The organism is Mucilaginibacter sp., assembly GCF_965225845.1.
Taxonomy (GTDB): Bacteria; Bacteroidota; Bacteroidia; order Sphingobacteriales; family Sphingobacteriaceae; genus Mucilaginibacter.
This window is the reverse complement of the sequence record NZ_CBDDBL010000002.1, coordinates 888,043-909,161: the sequence shown is the minus strand read 5'-3', so window position 1 is coordinate 909,161 and position 21,119 is coordinate 888,043. Positions and strand designations below refer to the sequence as shown.

At 40.6% G+C, this 21,119-nt stretch carries 10 protein-coding genes; 1 reads left to right on the top strand and 9 read right to left on the bottom strand.

Annotation, left to right across the window (positions count from 1 at the left end; translation table 11 throughout):
- Position 1 precedes the first annotated feature (1 nt).
- The gene (locus tag ACYZ0U_RS07955; RefSeq protein WP_461451550.1) at positions 2 to 676 is read right to left on the bottom strand and encodes a DUF3826 domain-containing protein; all 675 of its coding nucleotides are present in this window, start codon (positions 674 to 676) and stop codon (positions 2 to 4) included.
- A gap of 393 nt (positions 677 to 1,069) precedes the next feature.
- Between ACYZ0U_RS07955 and ACYZ0U_RS07950 the strand changes: the two genes are divergently transcribed.
- A complete protein-coding gene (locus ACYZ0U_RS07950) occupies positions 1,070 to 1,963 on the top strand; it encodes an AraC family transcriptional regulator (RefSeq protein ID WP_461451549.1) in 894 nt (297 codons plus the stop codon).
- A gap of 147 nt (positions 1,964 to 2,110) precedes the next feature.
- On the opposite strand, the gene ACYZ0U_RS07945 is transcribed toward ACYZ0U_RS07950, so the two are convergent.
- The 8 genes from ACYZ0U_RS07945 to ACYZ0U_RS07910 form a co-directional block, all read right to left on the bottom strand.
- A complete protein-coding gene (locus ACYZ0U_RS07945) occupies positions 2,111 to 4,516 on the bottom strand; it encodes a sugar-binding domain-containing protein (protein ID WP_461451548.1) in 2,406 nt (801 codons plus the stop codon).
- A 5-nt stretch (positions 4,517 to 4,521) separates the two neighbouring features.
- A complete protein-coding gene (locus ACYZ0U_RS07940; RefSeq protein ID WP_461451547.1) occupies positions 4,522 to 5,952 on the bottom strand; it encodes an arabinose isomerase in 1,431 nt (476 codons plus the stop codon).
- Between the two features lie 8 nt (positions 5,953 to 5,960).
- Complete coding sequence (locus ACYZ0U_RS07935; RefSeq protein WP_461451546.1) at positions 5,961 to 7,091, bottom strand: glycoside hydrolase family protein; 1,131 nt, start codon at positions 7,089 to 7,091, stop codon at positions 5,961 to 5,963.
- A gap of 12 nt (positions 7,092 to 7,103) precedes the next feature.
- The gene (locus ACYZ0U_RS07930) at positions 7,104 to 9,866 is read right to left on the bottom strand and encodes a family 78 glycoside hydrolase catalytic domain (RefSeq protein ID WP_461451545.1); all 2,763 of its coding nucleotides are present in this window, start codon (positions 9,864 to 9,866) and stop codon (positions 7,104 to 7,106) included.
- A 17-nt stretch (positions 9,867 to 9,883) separates the two neighbouring features.
- Positions 9,884 to 13,450: a malectin domain-containing carbohydrate-binding protein gene (locus ACYZ0U_RS07925; protein WP_461451544.1), complete on the bottom strand. Its 3,567-nt coding sequence runs from the start codon at positions 13,448 to 13,450 to the stop codon at positions 9,884 to 9,886.
- Positions 13,440 to 16,295, bottom strand: coding sequence for a glycoside hydrolase family 95 protein (locus ACYZ0U_RS07920; RefSeq protein ID WP_461451543.1), 2,856 nt, complete (start codon positions 16,293 to 16,295; stop codon positions 13,440 to 13,442). Before ACYZ0U_RS07920 ends, ACYZ0U_RS07925 begins: the two co-directional genes overlap by 11 nt.
- 3 nt (positions 16,296 to 16,298) lie before the next feature.
- The gene (locus ACYZ0U_RS07915; RefSeq protein ID WP_461451542.1) at positions 16,299 to 19,043 is read right to left on the bottom strand and encodes an alpha-d-galacturonidase; all 2,745 of its coding nucleotides are present in this window, start codon (positions 19,041 to 19,043) and stop codon (positions 16,299 to 16,301) included.
- Positions 19,044 to 19,252: 209 nt separating this feature from the next.
- Complete coding sequence (locus ACYZ0U_RS07910) at positions 19,253 to 20,812, bottom strand: MGH1-like glycoside hydrolase domain-containing protein (protein ID WP_461451541.1); 1,560 nt, start codon at positions 20,810 to 20,812, stop codon at positions 19,253 to 19,255.
- Positions 20,813 to 21,119 lie beyond the last annotated feature (307 nt).

Sequence of the window (21,119 nt, the reverse complement as noted above, 5' to 3'; positions counted from 1 at the left end):
TTTATCCTTTTTGCTCCTGTTGTTTAGCATTAATACGTTTTTGCCATTCTTCAGCAGCTTTTTTCATATCGTAACCTTGTGCAGATAAATAATTATTTATACGGCCTTTATATTTTCCAAACCAGGCGTGTTTCTTTTCTGATGACTCCGCATCTATAGCATGTTCACGTGCTTCTACTAGCCAGGCTTTAATTTGTACTTTTTGCGCCTCTGTTAAATCAGGCAACTCATCCAAATAAGCATTATATGTTAAAGGCAATATTTTATAAGTCATTTGATCTTTGACCGCATCAATTTGCGCAGGAGTAAGTTCAGTATTTAATTTATTAATATAATCAGCATGTTGTTTGGCCAGTTGTATTTCCACATTACTATCAATAGTAGCGGTTTCGGCATTTGCTTTGGTTTTGTCGTCTCCGTCCTTCTCTTTTATATCTTTAACTTTCACGTTGCGTATATCGTGGATACTGCTTAAAGCACGGTACTGATCAACTATGATGGCCTGCACCTGTTTAAATTTAACGGAATCAGTTATCCCCAATGCTGAAACTATTTTTTCGGAACGTTTGGTTATTACCTGGGTATAGCTATCCTGTTCAGCAGGGGTGGTTTGGGCCAAACTTACTGTCAGGCTACTTACAAATAAAACAATTGTTACCAGGAATTTTCTCATCATATAAATTTAGTTTACATTTCATCTGTGCCTTAATCAGCATAAATAATAGGTGTACTATTAACAATCATTAATTTTGAACCATAAGGTCAAACTTAATTTTAATAAAATGTATAGTTATTATTTGGTTTATAAATAGATAGCGGTTTTGAATAAATAAACCAGACTACCTTTAACAAATATCAATTATTGACTATCGGTATTATTACTCGTATTTATCAACTTATTGTATAATTTTATCATAACAAATTACTGAGTGTAACGTTAATAGGCATAAAGTAAGAATTATTGAATAGCTTGCTTTAAGCAACTACTTTTTTACTACTTTTAAAAAATTATCTTGAATATCCAATTCAAATAAACCATTTATTATTTTTTCAAAGCATAATAGGTATCATGAAGCCGCATTTTCTAAAGGTTCCTGTACAACCACGAAATTCATTCAGTATAAGGCATGATATTTTGCCAACCTTTAGAGGTATATGGCATTATCATCCTGAACTGGAATTACATTATGTTATTAAAGGTGAAGGTGTACGATTTATTGGTGATAATATCAGCAATTTTTCGTCAGGCGAAATATTGCTATTAGGAGAAAAACTACCACACTGCTGGCGTTGTAAAGAAGAGTATTTTCAACCGGATTCCGGTTTAAATGTTGAAGTGATTGTTATACATTTTTTGCCTGACTGCCTGGGGCGTTACCTATTGAATTTACCAGAGGCGTATTTATTAAACAACTTGTTTGAAAAGGCAAAAAGTGGCATTGTTGTTAAAGGACCGGCAAAAGCGGAGCTGGCCAAATTAATGTATTCGGCAGTCAATGCGTCAAATCTTGACAGGATAATTGTATTATTATCCATACTTAAAACTTTGGCCGAGAACGAAGATTATGAAAGTATTACATTGTCGCACAATGAATTTCATCAATCTAATGAGTCAGATACGCTACGTCTAAATAAGGTTTGTTCGTACACTTTAGCAAATTATAAAAAAGAAATTAGCCTGCAGGAAATAGCAGCGATCGGCAATTTAAGTGTAACATCGTTTTGCAGGTATTTTAAATTGATGACCAAAAAAACTTTTTCGGATTTTTTGACAGAGATTAGGATAAGCCACGCCTGCCGTTTTTTGATCGAAGATAAATTACCTACCGAAGTACTCTGTTTTGAGTGCGGCTTTAACAACATTTCAAACTTTTACAGGCACTTTAAAAAAGTAACTAACATGACACCACTTGAATACAAAAAAAGGTATTTGAAGGGAAACCCGATGGTCAAAGTTAATTAGAACAACACAAATATTGTATTAACTTTCTTTTTAGGCTTAAGTAAGTCTTCTATGCTAATATTTCATAATTAAATATTAACATATTTCTGCCTTAGGCTCCCCATATAATACACATAGTCCAAAAATGCTTTAGTGTACTTTTTACACTTAATTAACCACTTTTAAAATGAGCTCATTTGAACTTAAATCAGATGATTTAGCGGTTACAAGAATGTCGCCTATTTTATTTTCCGAACGGATAATTAATAAGCATAAACCATGAAACGCTTTTCGATGATCTGCCTTAAAGTTTTCCATACTGCTTTGTGAACCATTGTCAACTCCTGCAATAGTTGCAGGGCCTTTTATGGTGAATTTTATTAGATTATCAGCATCAGGAACAATGTTTCCATATTTATCTGTTACAGTTACTTTTATAAATGCAAGGCTTTTACCGCTTGCTTTGATTAAACTCTTATCGGCAGTTAAAAGAATTTTTGCCGATTTGCCTGTTGTACGAACCTCCTGAGTTAGTACAGTTTTACTGTTTTTTCGGGATATAGCTTTTAAAACTCCCGGTTCAAACTTTACAGGCCATGATACATGCAACTCATCACCTTGCTTCTTCCTTACTCCTAATGATTTGCCATTCAAGTACAGCTCAACCTCATCAGCCTGACTGAAGTATGCCCAAACATTTACAATTTGCCCCGGTTTCCAGTTCCAGTGCGGTATTAAATGAAGTACCGGTTTATTTGTCCATTCGCTTTGGTACATGTAATAAATATCTTTTGGGAATCCTGCAAGGTCTATTATACCAAAATAAGAACTACGTGCAGGCCATGGGTACGGTGTAGGCTCACCGATATAATCAAAACCAGTCCAAACAAATAACCCTGAAAGGAAATCATATTTTTTGATAATTTTCCAGGTATCCTCGTGGGTTGCGCCCCAATAAGCTACTACGTTATCATAAGCTGTTACAGCAAACTGGCTGTTGCCCTGTGTAAAAGGAATTTTTGAGCTTTGTGGCCAATGCCTCGTAGAATCAGTTGGCGTGTCATAAAACCCCCGGGTTTCCAATGCAGACGTTGTTTCGGTAGCGATAAATTTCTGATCAGGGTAATTTTTCAAAAAATCCGCATAAACTTCAGTATGGTAATTCAGGCCAACTAAATCCAGTGCACCTGATTGGTAGATAAAGTTTTTCTTCTGATCTGATTCGCTTAAAGCTGATGTTACCGGCCTGGTATCATCAAGATTTTTTACGATTTTAACCAGTTCACGGGTAATGCGTATCCCGCTGCTGTCAAATTGCTCTCTAATTTCATTGCCTATGCTCCAAATGAAAACTGAGGGATGGTTGCGGTCTCGTAAAATTTGATCTTTTAAGTCCTGCTCATGCCATTTTGCCCAATCTTCATGATAATCGTGTTTGCTTTTTTTCTTCGCCCACATATCAAAGGCTTCATCCATCACTAAAAAACCCATTTTATCACACAGATCTAAAAACTCAGGGGCTGGGGGATTGTGTGAAGTGCGGATAGCGTTACAACCCATGTCTTTCAGCAATTTCAGTTGCCGGTCAATAGCATCAGTATTTATTGCTGATCCCAAAGCGCCGAGATCACGGTGCATACAAACACCTTTGATCTTGATATGAACACCATTTAATGCAAACCCTTTTTTGGAATCGAATATAAACGACCGGATACCTGTGTTAATAGTGCAATTGTCGAGCACTTTATTTCCCTTTAATATCTGCAAATTCACTTTGTAGAGGTACGGATGTTGTGGCGACCATAATTGGGGATTATTGACAATTAAATCAGTAGAAGTTAGATTTGTTCCATCCTCATAATTAACTGAGATATTTTTTTTAATTATGACTTTTCCGCTCGCATCATAAATAACTGCTTTCAGGCGAAGGTTATTTTTACATGCGTTAATTGTGGATTTGATATGCACTGTTGCAGATGTACTTGATATTTCAGGCGTTGTAATAAAATTCCCCCATTGCTTGAAATGTATTTTATTTACTATTGTTAGCCATACATTGCGATAAATGCCAGAACCGGAGTACCAGCGCGAGTTAGGTTGATCGGAATTATCAACTTTTACTGCGATCACATTTTTTTGAGTGCCGAAATTTAGGTATGGTGTGATATCATAACTAAAGGATACATATCCGTTAGGCCGTTTGCCTAAATAATGCCCATTTATCCAAACTTCGCTATTATGATAAACGCCGTCAAAATTAATCGATATCTGTTTGCTTTTGGATGATTCAGATACCGTAAAAGTTTTGCGGTACCAACCTATTCCTGCCGGCAAACCACCCTCGGCTTGTGTAGTAGGATTTTGTTCGCTGAAGTTACCTTCAATGCTCCAGTCATGCGGCAGATTAAGTAATCTCCAGTTGGCATCATCAAACTTGGAATATCTTGCAAGACTATCGTCGCCTAACAAAAACTTCCAGTCGCTATCAAAATTTTCAACTTTACGCGCAGATTGTGCAGATGCAGTAAAACACCAGTTAAAACCAGCAAGAATTAAAACATAAAGCAGTCTCATATCTATTAACAAACTTGTATAACATCTATATTAAGCAATTGCCCCAGTTTATTAATTTTTGAAGCAATATGGCCGATACCAACCGCACAATGATGTGCCGGACCAAAACTATTCCAATTATTCACAAATTTTCGGGCGCCTAAGCTAAATTTATAACGGCTATTGGTATTGCCAATTTGTAATACCGGGCCGGCCACAGATTCACCCTCGGCTACCAGTAACATTAGTTTTCCGTTAGCCTGGTCTACTACCGACAATAAAGTTACCGGCCCATTTTTTACAGACATTTCAACAGATAAGCCGCGTCCAATTTTGCCGTGATATACTTTTAGCGGGCGAACTTTAGTTTTACCTTCGGCGATAGCGATATGTCCCGGCCCGTCGTGCCCCATTAATACCACGTCGGCAGCAAAATCCATTGCATAGTATTCTGTAAATGAACCGCCGGCGCCAAAGGAATCCATTATCTTCATGGCTTGGGCGTTTTTTATTTCATATTCTCCCGCAACTGGTATACCTCTGGCTGTCAGCATGGAATTACCAAGAATAATGGAACTAATGGTATCTTCATTCTCAAAATTACCTTCACCTTTATAATAGTAGGCCATTGAACCTAAATTATACTTATCAACTAATTTATCGAGGGCTACTGAAGTTTTTGCCGCTCTTTCCAACTCTTCAATGGTGCAATCTAATTGTACATCAAAAATCTGATCAAATTCATTTATCCTGGCAGCTATTTCTTCATGAGTTACCTCTTTTCTAAGGCCAGCTAATTCATCAACTTCTATTAGTTCAATGTGGCCGCCAAAAGTGGCATATTGTAGGGTGAGATCAGCGTAAATATCCAACATTCCACTATAATAATGCCCCATGCAACCCAAACGATTGTAAGCCATAACATGTGCTACTTTTGCTGCTTGAACCCATTCAGTAATCTCATCCCAGCATTCCGGGTCATCATTCAACATCCCTGTTATCTGATGAAATTTAATGCCGGTTCGGTTAAATACATTTGAAATTTCAGGTACAGAGCATGCCGAGCAATAAGCCAACCATTCCCCGGTCATTTTAGTTCGGTCCGTCATTTGGTTAAAACTTTGGTAATCGATTGATGCATCCGGCGACAAATTCAAAACTATCACCGGCACTTTAGCCCGCTGCACTATTGGCAATACGGTTGATGAAAGCGCATAGGTTGTTACGTATAAAAATATAAGATCTACTTCCTCTCTTCTCAAACGGCTACCTGCATCAAAGGCTTTTTCAGCATTATCTATTAATCCAAGGTTGATAATGTTTGGATGAATAGCCGATAATTTATTACTAACTACTGAAAGATACCCTTCTAATCTTTCTTTTAAGCCTTCAAACTGCTGCCAGTAAGCTTCAAGCCCAATACCGAATAACCCGATTTTCAATTTGTTTGATTGCATGGTTCAAGCTATTTAGTTTTTTTAACCTTGACAGGTGGCGCAATAAAATTCAGTGTGCTTTTACCCATATCTTTTGATGTGGCTACGGCTATACCCCGCTGTTGCGATTTATTAACCGCGCAATAAAAATGGTAAACTACGCCCTTCCATTTAACTACGTATGACTTATGTGCAAATTCATTATCAAACGGCTCAGATGCCTGGATGAGCTTTGCACCGTTCCAATCTGTCCAATGCACTAAATCATAGGAGCAGGCAAAGCGGTTAAATACACCACCGGGGCCAGTCTTCCAAAATGCACCAAAATAAAACATCACATACACATCCCCTATCTTCTGTATATCCGGATCTCCTGTTATTCCAGGACCGTGATTTAAGACTGGGTTTTTGCCAAATCTTTTCCAGTGAATCATATCATCAGATGTTGCCATGCCAATTCGTTCAGCACCGCGTTTTTTATCAACGCTATCGCCATTGGCATTGTAATACATCACAAATTGATGACCGGTCAACTTAGTTTTATCCCAGATTATCATTTCTTTGTATTGAATGTGGTTATCCCACCAGCTCACATTACTATCCGTCGGGGTTAATACCGGATGATCTAAGCGCGACCATTCATGCGCTGTTGTAGGATCCTGATCTGTATAAGCGATACCCAGAGACAACGAACCTTTTTCATACCCCCGCTCATGCCCACCGAAGTACGACATCCAGTATTTACCATCATATTTTTGCAAGGCGTATGAACCTCCCCATTTTGTATTTACTAAAGCAAAATAGCCACCTTTTTGATTGTTATCCCAATCGGTAGTATCGGAGAATGATAAGATCTTCCCCATGGTTTGCCAATGCAGCAAGTCCCTGCTATTAGCCAGCCAGGTTTCATAACCACGCCCGTTAAAAACAAAATAACTCATGAACCATTTCCCATCTTTCCTGAAAATAGTTGGGCAATCCACTTTTTGCGAGTTATCATTCGGCACCATCACCAAACCATATTTATATGGGGTTTTCACCTCGTTATATATTTGCTGCATTACATTGGCAGGAACAGAATCCTGCTTTGATTGCGCAAACGTATTATTGAGTGCATATTGGAAAATAAATGCTATCAGGATTAAAAGTTTATATCTCATGGTAATTATCTTTTAATTATTGGATGTAAAATGGTAAGTCCCTGATCCGACTGCTATCAGTGCTTTGCCGTTTTTGTAGCCGATTAATTTTACAGCTTTATTATTTGTTAATGCCTTGCCACTTTCAGATAATGTGCTGGTTTTACTTGCGGGCAAATAAACAGTGGCAGTAGTATTTGCCGGTATCTGAACAGTTAGGTCAAAACCTTCATTTTGTTTTTTCCAATCAGAAACGATAGCACCGTATGGCGAATTGTAGCTGGCTTTAGCATAAGTAACATCACCTACAGCTTCGGGCCTAATTTCAATTTTTTTCATTGCAATTGCTCCGGGCGCAGTGCGAATTCCCCCAATTCTGCCATAAAACCATTCCATAATATGGCCAAGCATAAAGTGGTTGTTTGACACCTGAGGCAATGCCCCCCATGATTCAGTTAATGCAGTTGCGCCATGTGCCAGCTGATAACCGTAACCGGGAACATCAGACCGGCTATTCATATCGAATATAACATCCGACCTGCCTGCGTCATCCAAAACTTTTAGCAGGTATCGAAACCCGATATCACCTGAAGTTAACGCATTGCTTCTGTCGCGCAAATCTTTAACAATATTGTTGATCACAGCAGCTTTATCCTTTTCATTAACCAAACCCATATACACTGATATGGAATTAGCTGTTTGACTGCCGGTGCCATACTGTTTGGTTTGAGGATTAAAAAAAGCTTTATTATAAGCTTGTTTAACGGCTACAGCTAATTTTTTATACGCTATAGCATCCTGAGTTCTACCTAAAAGCGTGGCAATATTGGACACTATACCTAAATCATAATAATAAAAGGCTGTAGCTGTAATGCCTTTGGGTGTTTGTTGTGAATAGCCCGGCGCTTTCGGTCCCTGGTCATACCAATCACCTAAGCCTTCTGTCAGGATATGCCCTTTGGCTTGCTTGCCCAGATAATCCAGATAGCGCTTCATCATGTCATAATTTTCGGCGAGCACTTCCTTATCACCATACCACTCATACACATACCACGGAAAGATAATTGCATTACTTCCCCATTCAGGGGAGTCCCGAAATGGTTCGCCGAATTTGGTAAACTCGGGGGCAATTTCCGGTATCAAACCATCGGGCGTTTGTGCAAGGCGCATATCATTAATGCATTTCAAGGCAAGGCGATGAATATCATAATTATAATGCAGGGAACTGCCCACTAAATGAGCCTCCTCCAGCCATCCTAATTTTTCTCTGTGCGGACAATCTGTAAACAAACTTGCCATGTTACTTTTCATTGCCCAATCAATCAGTGTAAATGTTTTATTAAACAGCTCATTGGAGCAGGTAAATTCACCAATTTTTGCTGCTGAATTGCGGGTATGCAAACCTCTTACATCCAATAATACAGGTAATTGTTTTGGGTTGACCTCACCGTGCGGAACTGATCCTTCCAACTGTAAATAACGAAACCCATAATAAGTGAATTGAGGGTGCCAGGTTTCCGGGCCATCGCCTTTTAGTACGTAATCGTAATAGTGCGGTTTGCCTGATCCTGTTTGATTGGCCGTGCCGTCATCATGTAATATTTCAGCAGGGATTATTCTAACGGTATCGCCCTTTTTACCCTGAATAGTAATTTGCGGAATACCCGAAGCGTTCTGACCTAAATCATAAACCCAAACTCCGGTATCCAACTGTTTTTTACTAATTGGCGTAAATTGTTGCATCACTCGTAATGGATCAGCAGCCTGCGCATTTAATTGTGGCGGACCATCAACGATTACAGTATTTTTCCAATTTGAATCATCAAAATTTACCGTATTAAATCCCGGTTGCTCCAGGTTAGCATTATAATCTTCGCCACCATAAATACTGGTAAAAGTTATTGGCCCGGGAGCTGCCTTCCAGCTTTCATCACTTACAAGGTTACCGATTGTACCATTCTTATACTCCAAAACTAAACGACAGATCAACTTCGGATAACCGTAAGCTCCGGTCATTTTCCTGTAGCGTTTATCCCTGGGGATAAAATAAAACCCATTGCCCAGCATTACTCCCAGGGTGTTATTGCCCTGCACCAACTTTTCTGTCAGATCGAAAGGAACATACAAAGCCTGCTTATCGTACTGCGTCCATCCCGGATCGAGGAAGTGATCGCCGACTTTAGCTCCGTTCAAACTCAATTCAAAATGGCCTAGACCACTGATATACATAGTGGCTTTTTTCAATGGTTTATCTATCGTGAATGTTTTGCGCAATAATGGGAGCACATCATTATTTGGTGGCAACCCTTTGGGGCCTTTACCCGCCGGGAACGGTACCATCCTCATAGAATCAGGCATTTTAGCGTAAGCTATCCATTTTGCATTCAACCAGTCGGCTGGCGTTAATAAACCCATTTGCCATTTGTTAATAGCGCTCCATTCGGAATGGTGATGATTATCCGAAACCATTACCTTCCAGTAATAAGTTTTGGCAGCCAATAAAGGCCTGCCCTTATAGCTAATTTGTATAGATGCGGATGATGGAACTTGTTTTGAATCCCACATATTAGCTACGTTTTTGGTTAAAGCGTCCTTGTTATCGGCAACCAAAATGTGGTAGCTGGTTTGCAGGGTATTTCTTTGATCGGATTGTAGTTCCCAGCTTAATTTAGGTGATGCAGACTCCACGCCTTTAGGATCAGGCTTATATTCACACATCAAGTTGATCACTTTCAAATCCTGAGCAAAAATCTGCAATGGCAGCATTAAAATAAGTATGTAGAGTCTTTTGATCATCGTTTTACAAATTATTATTACTGCATTTCCAGTCCCGATATAATCAAGCCTTTCGCGTCAATAGTTGTTAATAGCACCTTGTAATTTCCCGCGTTGATGCTGCCGTTGGTTGAAGTTGTTACTGTACCCGATTTACCTTTGGTAAGCGGTTTAAAATTTAATATTTCAGTTTTCATAATGGTTCCATCAGCGGCTTGTAATTGCATGTTTACTTTAAAAACCTGCGTGCTGTTGTTGTAATATTTAAAGCTCAAGTTATAAGTATCTGCCACACCGGGATTGATCATCAATATTGCTTTCGAGCCGGCTGCTACTGTGAACCGTAATACCGTTTTCTTATTTAAAGTATCCAGTATTATTCCGCTACCGTCGATTGAAGCATTGGCAACATCATATTTTACAGATCTTTTTAAATCGACGGCTGGTGCTAGTGTGGTAACAGGCAACGCAGCCACAATATATTGTTGATTGTTGTTAACCTTACCTACATGAATGGTTGCCCCTTTGTTAAACCGCTTTTTATAGATCGACAGGTTAGTGCCGCCATTTTCATCAGTTTGCATAATTAAGCCTGTGGACAAAAAATCTTTTAACCAGGATGGGATTTCATTAGACTTTGCATTAATGCCGATGTAAATATCTGAAGTATCATGGACAGTAAAGCTTGCTATATTTGAACCCTGTTTGGGGGCTTTGATCCAATCAGCGCCATATAGTGACGGCGGCAACTGGCTAAAAAGTACGTTGGCATCAGTATAAGCTTGCTGGCCAATATCTAACCATGACTGTACCGATGATTTGCTATCACCTTGAATTTTTAAGTCTCTAATATCGTTACCTGATGATGGCGCTGCTACTGCTTTTTGATCAAGCGTACTTATCGCGATGGCAGAAATTATAGCCTCGCCTGCCGCGGTATGCGGGAAGGAGATCTGCAATTGGCCGCCTGTTATATGTACATTAACGGTTTTTTTAATCGCATTATCGCAGCCTGCCTCTTTCCAGATATCCAGATCTTTGATCACCGTTTTATTATTGACCGCTACATCAAACATCCGCCAGCCAGTGCAATCCATTCCGCCGCCAATGCCATACCAGGGCTCTGTAAAAAACAGTTCTAATTTATAATCGCCATCCGGTACCGGGAATTGATATTTTAGTTTATTCATCCCAAAGCGGTACGACTGAAGTAGCTGTTCATCGTTAGTAGACTGGATTATATCAAAGCTCCTTTGCTGGCTTCCGAAGAAAGCGGGCATCCCGGCATAATCATCCGTCCATGATACGGAGCCCCAGGTTTGCTTGCTGGTTTTGTGAACATCAGCCATCCATAGGTTACCGTGCTTGTCAGTGTAGTCAGGGCCTCCACAATTAACTCGGTATAAATACTTATAGCCGACTGCAGGTTTTAATATTTGTGAAAATGTTACCGTTTGATCTTTTAAACCCGGTGCTTTAGGAAGATGATTTAATATAATTTCATCATTTGCGACGGCTTTTCCATCTACATAACCTATCGCGTAGAGCAAATTATATTTTATGTCAGCGCCGTCCCATTGAAAATGAGTACCGATACCTTGTCGCGTCCTTTTGCCTAAAGATTTACCATTTATATCATTGAACAATTCCACTTCATCGCAATTGGAATATACGCTAATGCTATCTTTTTTACCCGGAGTTAGCCACCTGTTGGGCCAGGTATGCGATACAATGTAAACCATTGGCTCCTTATGCTTATCAGTATAATTGGCCCGGTACATATAAAACGCATCTGTTGGCTGCCCCCAAATGGTGAACAAGCCTTTATAATTTACAGGGCCAACTCTATCCAGTTCGCGTTCGCTTTCTCCACCCTGTACCCGGCCCGGATTTTCATGCGAATATAGCAGCCACATAAATTGTCCTGCGGCTTTATCTTTCACCGATTCTGCTAACCTGACTTTTGTCTCAAGCAATTGGCTCATCCTATCCTCGCTTAAAACTGTAGTTTGGGCAAATGAACCATCGGTATGCAGATCAAGGCTGCGCCAGGCGCCATATTCGCCCACTAAAATGTCTTTTTGAAGATCTGAAGCGTAATCAAATACATTGCCGCCATACGTACCCGACCAGTTTTGCGGCACATCCCAATCGGTTCCTTTACCACCATTACAGGTTGTTATTTTGCGTTGGGATGAGGCGGTTGGATCAAGGCTGCGGATGATATCGGAACACTCCTTCGCGAAATCCTCAGGTAAACGGCTTTCGTTTTGCAATCCCCATAAAATCACCGACGGACTGTTTCTTCGCTCGATGACCCAATCCCGTAACAGCGCTTTGAAGTTATTCCTGAACTCCGGCGTATCATACCAGATGTGTGCAGTGTATTGCGGCCACCACAGGACGCCCAGCTTGTCCCAATATTTTTGATACTCCAGATTATGCGGTTGATGCGCATCGCGGAACGCATTAAAACCAGCCGACCGTAGTTGCATTACCCTCGCTTTTATCTCCTGGTTACTGAAGGCATGGCTATTACCCATTAAATGCTCGTATTCGGCTATGCCGTTGATGAATACAGGTTTGCCATTTAGGTAAAAACGGTTATCGCCGTTATTACGGCCGATGGGCCAGCTTATCCAACGGATCCCATAAGTAATAGACGTTTGATCGACCATGTGGCCGTTGATTGTTACTTGTGCTTTAACGGTATACAAATACGGATTGGTGAGCGACCATAGATGAACCTGTTTTACTTGCGGCATGATCTGCTTTGCAATGCCGGTTGCATTGGCATCGAGATTGATTACTGATTTTGTTTCGGCAACTACCTTTCCATTAGCATCAAATAGTTGGTTTGTAACTGTTGCTTCGCAAGGCTTATTACTATAATTTTTAACTGTTGTTTCTAGGTTTAGTGTGGCTGATCTTTCGGAAACTGTGGTATCATTCCAAACATGGATACCGAATGGCTCCACCCTCACTGGGTTGGTAAAGATGAGGTGGACAGGCCTGAAGATCCCCATCGGCTGCGAACCTTCGGAAAACCCCGGATCATCAGAGTCGGCGCCGCATACCCAGGGAAGATCCCTGATAAAAGCCGGATGATCAGCCCGAACGCAGAGGAGGTTGGAACCTTGTTTGATCGCATTGGTAACATCGAGCGTAAAAGTGGTACGACCACCGACATGGTAACCCACCTGTTTGCCGTTAAGCCATACTGTAGCATATGAGCCAACTCCCTCGAACCACAAAAAATAACGTTTACCCGGCTGCTGTTTGGTAATTATAAAGGTTTTTCGGTACCAGGCGTAACCATGAAGATTGCCATGTTTTAAGCGGCGATAACCTCCGTAAGTATCCCAGTTATGTGGTACATCGACGGTTAGCCAATTTTTATCAGCGAAACCGGCTTTTTCAAAACCTTTATGGGCGTTTATGTTATGTTCATCGGCAGTGGTGTGCCAATTGTTGTTTAATAATATTTCCTGGCGGATATTTTGCGCTAAAGCTGTTTGGCAAGCAGCCATTATAAAAAGCACAAAAGCCATGTGGCAAAGCCATCGGCAAATACTTTTTACATACAGCTGCTTATCATTTAACATTTTCCATACGATTTAATAAGCCATCGAAATCATAACTCGCGCCTTTTTGAGTGATGATATTGACTATTTTACCATGGTACATCAATTTACAATTGCCGCCTGTTGTAGATGTTACCTTAATGTATTGCAATTGCCCATGAACCCAACTATAACTTAATATAAAGCCACCTCTTGCACAGATGCCAGCAACTTTGCCAACGGGTAAAGTTGTTGGTAATGCCGGCAGAATCTCTATCGCATCGCCCTGGCTTTGCAACAGCATTTCGGCAAGTCCGGCGGCGCCGCCAAAGTTGCCGTCTATCTGGAATGGTGGGTGGGCATCAAATAAGTTGTGATATACGCCACCCTTTTCTTTTCCTGAGCTTACATCAGCGGGTGAAAGCAGCATATCGAATAAACGCAAGGCGTGGTCGCCCTCTTTTAAGCGTGCGTATAAGTTTACTTTCCAGGCGATGCTCCATCCTGTTCCTTCATCGCCACGATATTTGAGAGATTGTTCGGCAGCCTTCATTAAAGCCGGAGTGTCCCACGTAATATCCGTACCGGGATAAACTCCCCACATGTGCGATACATGGCGATGGGTATCGGCGGTATCGTCTTTATCCTCCATCCACTCTTGTAATTGACCATAGCGACCAATTTTATTAGGCGCGATTTGGCCGTACATGGATTTCAGTGTATCTATAAACTTATTATGGATGCCCAAAACACCGGCAGCAGCAATTGTATTTTTGAACAGATCACGAATAATCTGATGATCCATTGACGGCCCGGCAACCAAGCCGCCATGCTCGGGTGAATTTGATGGTGTGCTGATGAGGTAGCCTGTTTTAGGGTCTTTGGTTAAAAAATGAACAAAAAACTCAGCCGCGCTGCTCATATCGGGATAAGCCCGGTTTTTTAAAAATGCCTGATCTTTGGTAAACAAATAATGCTCCCATAACTGGTGGCAAAGCCATGCGCCGCCACTTACCCAAATACCATGGGTTGAGGAATTTACGGGGGCGGTTCCGCGCCATATATCAGTGTTGTGATGTAGTACCCATCCGGGCGCATTGTAGTGTAGTTTGGCTGTGGCTTTGCCGGTTTGCGCCAGATCGTCAACCGCATTAAAAAACGGGGCACTACATGCTGATAGATTTAATTCCTCGGCAGGCCAGTAATTCATTTCTAAATTGATATTGGTGGTAAATTTACTACCCCAAGGTGGTGTCAGCAGATCGTTCCAAAGTCCCTGTAAATTTGCAGGCTGGCTATTGCCCGGGCGTGATGATGAAATCAGCAAATAACGGCCGTATTGCACATATAAGGCTATCAAAGCAGGATCGGCAGTATTGCTGAATTTTAGGATGCGCTCATCAGTAGGTAAGCTATCATTTGGAGTAGACCCTAAATAAAGAAAGAAATTATCGAAATAAGATTGATAATCTTTAACATGAGCGGCCATTATAATCGCATAAATTCTACCTGAAATTTTGCTGATAATATTTTTACAAATTGCATCAGGGTTGCCGGAAACATCTTTATAACTTTTAAAATTGGTTGCTGCGGTTAGGTATAGCGTAGCCTGGTTAGCGTTGCTAACAGTTATATCATTTGCATCTACCACTACTTTGCCACCTATCGCCTCAATATGTAAATAACTAACGCCCCGCAATACGCCATCGCTAATTTTAAGCGATAATGCCAATGTATGGGCGTCGACTTTGTAAATATTGAAAGACTTGTGTAAGGTTTTAAGTAACGCGTTAAAGGTTATGCTGCCGGGCTGGCTTGCTGTTAGGTGTACCGCTATAACCTGATCGGGTGCGCTTGAAAAGTATTCGCGGGTATAGGTTGTACCGTTTGATTGGTAGGTAACATGCGCGATGGCTTTAGTCAGATCAAGATCGCGGGTATAGTTTGATACCTGCTGTTTAGGGAATTGTAAGTAGAGATCGGCAAAGGGTTGGTATTCGGCATTATATGCAGGGTGAGCTGGCGGTGAATCATCTTGGATCACGTATTTCCAACCTGATTTTAGCGGGATAAAATTTGCGGGGGCATCTTTTTGGTAAACACCGAGTCTTTCTTTTACAGTAGTTAATCCACCCTTATCATAAAAATTGAGCACCTGTATGGCGATGGTATTTTTGCCGGGATGAAGCAAACCTGCCGGGATAGTGTAAGTACGATTTTTAGTATCATTGGCAGCCCCAATCAAATGTCCGTTTACATAGGTAAAATCCATATCGCGCACGCGGCCAATTTTTAAAACCATGACTTTGCCCGAGAGATCCGCAGGCACATCAAAGCTATTGCGAAGCCATATCGCGCCATCCAAACCCTCAAAACCAGGAAGCACTTCCCAGCCGTTAACTTGCGGCTGAACGATGGTTTTCCATTTGCTGTCGTCTAACTCAGCAGCCGAATAGCCAGTGTCCGAGCGCATTCTTTTTATCCAGCCGATAGAATCAGCATTATAGGTAAATTCATGGCTTTTCATCCCCATGAAATGTTCCTGGGCAATGGATTCCGCTTCGGCTTGTTTGCCTTCAGCGATCAGACGGCGGATAATGGGTAAATATTTTGCTGCACCTTTACGGGCGTATGCTCTGGGGCCACCGGTCCACAAAGTTTGTTCATTAAACTGAATGCGATCTTCATTTGCACCGCCAAATATCATCGCTCCTAAACGGCCGTTACCAATGGGCAGTGCATCGGTCCACTTTTGGGCGGGTTGTTTATACCAGAGTTTTAAAGTGGTATTTGATTGCGCAACAGCAAAATCAGCATAAAAAATAGTCAGCACAGTTAATACCGCTATAAGCCGTGTTATATTATGTGATCTACTGTTTTTTATCATAATTTAGTTAAACAACCACCTCATATCGCGTATATTACCTTCATTACTTAAGCCGGCATCATAAACTGGGATATTCTCGCTGTCATTAACAATCCCCAAAATCACGCAAGCGCCTTTACCGAGGGTAAGTACATTATCGCCCGGCTTAAAAGAATACGTATGAATATTAACCGGCGGCAAGCCCTCAATCTGGATAGCATTGGAAATTTTAACATCTGCCTGCCCGTAATCATTTGCACTCGCATCGGTTTCCAGTTGCGGTTCCTGTAAGTATTGTGCATTTTTACTGGCAAAATAGCCAACCAAAACCTTTACCGGCTTTGAGTTGCTGAATTTTATTGAGGTTCCGTTTTTTTCCTGATCGGCTTTGGAAAATTTAATACCTTTTAAACCTGATAGTTCCGGAGCGACATTTTTAATAATCCCCGCTGAATCGGTATAAACCTGTTCCCCTGCGGTTAATTTATAGAACGATTCATCGGATATACTCACAACAGCATCCGTTAATTGGATTTTTTGCGCTTGGTTAGCGGTAGCCTGTGAAGATTTTAATGAATCTATATTCCGTTTAAAATTGTCCAACTCCTTTTGATAATATGGCAGTAGCTCAGCCCATGTTTTATTTTTTCCATCATTACCACCCAATGGTATTTTGCGCTGCTTGGTTTGCATACTGTTGGCATACAGGTAACTATTTTTTGTAAGATCTGCTAATTGCTGGTAATAAGCTAAGCTGGTCTGTAACTCTGGTAGTGCTTTATCCAAATCAGTAATATCATTCGAGTACTTATAGCGAAGAACTAACAATGCCGCCGCCGCTTTATGTGCGTAACTGTTAGCCATGGCATTGTAGCAATACATATCGTTTTTAAGACGGTTAAATTCTTGTTTATCTTCAGTAATACCTGATGAGGCGTTATCAATCGCTTTTACAGATGCATCACCTTCTGCAATAATATCGTGCATTACTTGTACAGGCGTTTCGCCCGTATGCAGCTCATGTTTCCATTCTTTTGCCGCATACTCACTAAGCATTTCACCTTCAGGCCCTTCAGAATTATAAAGCAGGGAGAACAAACCATATTTTTCAGGGTCGACGAGCTGATTCATGGTCATGCCCAGCGTCATGGTTTGGCGGTTACCGTCGGTGATACCAAAGCGTCTCAATATCTTAGGTGATATTTCGCCCGACTGCTCATAGGCTGTCAGGATATCTTTTCCTTGCTCATTGTTACAACCATATTTGTTTGCCAATTGCTGCGACCAATATTTAACTTCATCGCTTCTATCCCGATGGCAATTCCAGGCATAACGAGCCCACTCCTTGTACCAAATCCAATCCCTGTCCATTTCTAATAAGCGTGTCGAGGTGTTATCGGCACTGTAAGGCCAATCCCAATAAGATGCTTGTGGGTAAATATGGATGCCATTCGATTCATCGGTATTATGCATTGCCTGTACACTTTTTTGTATAAAATCATCTGATCCATACCGAAAAGGTTCCAGATTAGCCAGGATATGCACGTTCTCAATCTCAACAGGGCCGAGTTTACTTAATTTTTGGTGCAACTGAGCCCAGGGGCCGTGCGGCGTGTAAGTAGTTAATGCCTCGCCATTGTATTTGATCATGGTATATAGGTTTCTATACAATGGTTTGGCATATTTCATATCCGACGGTGCATCGGTATCATGAGCCCGCAGCACAATTGGTGGTTCATCCGTACGGCCTAAAGCATGCAAACCATCCTTTACACCGGGAATAATTGTTTTGGTGAACCAATCAATATCATCCTGGCCAACGCCTTCCATTGCCTCACCCAAAGTAACCAGTAAACCCACATTTGGATATTTTTGCACAAATGCGGCGATAGACTTTCTTGTATAATCAGCAATAATTGGCACAATATGCCGGTTACGATCCTGCGTTTTCAGGTGATTTTTTTCAGCGAAAGGTTTAGATACAATGATATTATAAAATCCCTGGATGATCCAGATGCCTCTTTTGTCTGCTTCGCGGGTCAGAAAATTGTACATTTCCACGTTCTTATCATAAGTAGCTTCGTCTACCTCAAGCGCGTAAGGATAATCCTTTACCTTAACCAGCGAAGCAAACGGATGGCCGCTCCACAGGTAGAGCGAGTTCATACGATTTTCAGCCAATGAATCCAGGTAACGCAGCCACAAAGCCTTATCATAAAACCATGGGAAATTTTCAGGAGTATATGGATACTCATAAGTTCCGCGACCGGGTAAAAGTTCAGGTTTTTGTATGCCGATACATGCACCGCGCAATACCATTTCAGGTTGATCAGATATATTGATTTGCTTTGGCAAACTGCCACCCGCGCGTATTTTGTCTGCCAGTTCCAAACAACCATAAAGCACGCCTGAATTATCAGCGCCGGCTATAACAATATTATTATTGGCTGAGCTTATAGAAAAGCCTTCCTTGCCGGGAGTTTTTGAAAAATGGATGTGGTTGAATGCAAAAGCCTTTTTTATAATCGCATCATTCAACAAACCAATACTTATCGTATTGCCAGCAACAGTTAATTGATGCACTGTTCTAACCTTATAACCATATGCTTTTAATTTTTCTGCCAGCTTTTCTGCACCATATCTAATACGAGGGCTGGAATTGTCAATAGTAATAATAGTTACGTTTTTACCCGGCATATTGCCTACAGCACGGCATATTCCAACGCAAAAAATGCAAAGACAAATTATCAAGGAAATTTTGATTCTCATATGGTTTAAAAAGGGTAAGCCTTTAATGAAAAGATTTTCGAAAAAATAAAAATCAATCAAAAACTTAAGTACCTGGTGTTAATGCTAAACTTAGGTTTAAAAAATAATATTGGTTATGGTAATAACATCAAATCTATTAGCGGGGCGCTAATAAATACTGTTACTTTTTTTCAAGATATTGTACAATGTTAGCATTAACTGCATCGTTACTAACCTTTGTGATTTAGCGCGACGGTTATATGTTTTAATTCATTTCCGTGATAGATCAGCTTGCCATCAGCATATAAAAAAAGTCCGTTTCCATGATGATATTTCGATCCGTTCCTATCCCACAAAATGGTAAATAAACGGTTGTGGTATGATACATTCGATAAACAAAACCAAGCCCATTGATCTTTCGGGATAAGCGGGAATAATTCAAACACATTATCGGCCCGTGGCTTTATCCCAACGAGATCATTTATCACCAGGTCACAAAACCCTGAGTGGTTGTAATAGCTGCTGCGCGGGTTATCGCCTTTTAACCAATAACCAGTTTTTTCATCCTGGTATTCGCCTAAATAAGGTACCCCGCGTTTGATATGAGACATGGCGTATTTATGAAATTGATCATAAAATACCTTTGCCGACATGTTATTTTGATTCTTATAATCCGTTAGCAAATTTGCCAGTCCTTTAAGTGTTTGCGTACTAGCAAAAGGCCAAATCGCGCCGTCCCATTCGCTGCCGTGACCGCTGCCATGGGTACGGAATAATGGATGGCGACGTTCGGCAGTGGTTATACCCCAGGGCGCATTAAAACCTTTGGTGTCTGTTAGCTGATCCCATTGCTCGGCATATTTTGCTTTATCATCAGGTAAATCAAAGTACCAGGGGATAAAACCAAGTTCTTCGCGCGCATTTGCAAACTTGCCTGCAGGCGTTTTAACTTCGAAAAACTTCGCGCTGTCATCCCATAAGCTATCCTGTACCAAATGTTTAAGCTGGCTTGCCTTTTGCTGATATTTGGTTTGCAGGCTATCATTACCAACAAGTGCTGCCATTTTACTTAGCGCATTCGCATTACCATACATGTAACTGTTTATTGTTGGGCGCTCATTTTTAACGTGCCTGCCGCCACTTATCGATTCTTCCATCGCATCCCGTACATCATACTGCCAAAACATTTTGCTTGGTAATTGCCGATCTGTTTCCCATTGGCGGTAATCATTATTTAATGCCGGCAGAATTTGCCTGATAAACTCCTTATCAGGATTTACCAGATAAAAATTATAAACTGCATCATCAATCCAACTACTAAAGGCATGCAAATGCGGTTTAGCTTGCTTAGGATCATCAAACAACCAAAAATTAATATAGCCACGTATGTATTCCGGGTCGCGTAGCCAGCGGCCTTCGTAAACCTGGTGCCCCACGGCACTGCTCACCGTATTGTATTCCCCGGCCCAGTTTACGTTGGTTATAAATTCGGTAAACACATAGCCATCCGGCGTTTTAACCAAATGTTTTCTAAAGGTCCACCAGCGGTAATAGTATATTTTTTCGATTGCTGAATCCGGGCACTCAAACAAAGGTACGTTTGAAGCCATCCATTCAGCAGCATGATCATTGGTAATGTAATTTTTTACCGTTTCGGTATCAATAGAATTGAAATAATCTACGTATGATTTTAGCGTATTTGTTCTAAGTACATATTGATGTTGCTGAGCAATGCATAGCTGATTAGCTACACATACAAATATAACGATTATAATTAATTTGACCCTCATTTTACCTGTATCAATTTAGAATTTATTTTTGGTTTGACAAATAGATAACGCTGAATGTCCTGACATTCAAAAATCACTACGATTGTTTTATTTATAACTGGTAATGTAAATTTATAGGTATTTATCATTAAAAAGCAAGTGATTAAAGCATACCTGCTAAAATTGTATATTACATAGAAAATATCATACAAAAAACAATTTTATATACAGTAGATATTTGGAAACAGATGCTGACACAAATACCCTGTTAGCTTTATTGATGCCAATTCAATTATAACCTGTTTACATACGCTATTATATTAACAAA